This window comes from Paraglaciecola hydrolytica (assembly GCF_001565895.1).
GTDB classification, from domain to species: domain Bacteria; phylum Pseudomonadota; class Gammaproteobacteria; order Enterobacterales; family Alteromonadaceae; genus Paraglaciecola; species Paraglaciecola hydrolytica.
Genome location: NZ_LSNE01000007.1, coordinates 148,406 through 148,880 on the forward strand (window position 1 = coordinate 148,406; position 475 = coordinate 148,880).

Consider the following 475-nt stretch of genomic DNA (forward strand, 5'->3'; position numbering starts at 1 on the left):
TTGGGTTGATGAATCTCGGGAAGTGCTGTTGTCAAAATCTCTTTTGGAATTTAAACAAAACGAGTTAATCCAAAGGCAGGAAAAAATTGACATTGATAGGGACAAGCTTAAATTTCTTTTCGAAGAAATGGTGTTGGGATTTGTTGAATATAAAAACCCTGCAACGTTACCTGTTAGCTGGTTACAGGCTGTAGAAAGTTTAGCTAAAGAAGCGAATATAAGTATCACCAATAGAAAACCGGATACGGTTCTTGATATTACTGAATCTATTAGTGTTTTTAGTGGGCAGGTGGTCTTGCGAGGAAACGCTAGCAATATATTAGATTTTTTATTGAATGTCGAAACTAGCAAGTTTTTAAGGCTTAGAGCGGTTGATGTAAGAAAAAACACGAGAGCTCTTACAGACGAAATGATTTTAGATGTCGAAGTATTAATGTTAAGTAAGCGAGTATGAGAACTATTTATACATATATAC

General features: G+C 34.9%; 1 protein-coding gene. It reads left to right on the forward strand.

From position 1 onward, the window contains the following. On the forward strand, positions 1–454 hold a 454-nt coding region (locus AX660_RS14450; protein WP_235594752.1), incomplete at its 5' end, for a hypothetical protein. Positions 455–475 lie beyond the last annotated feature (21 nt).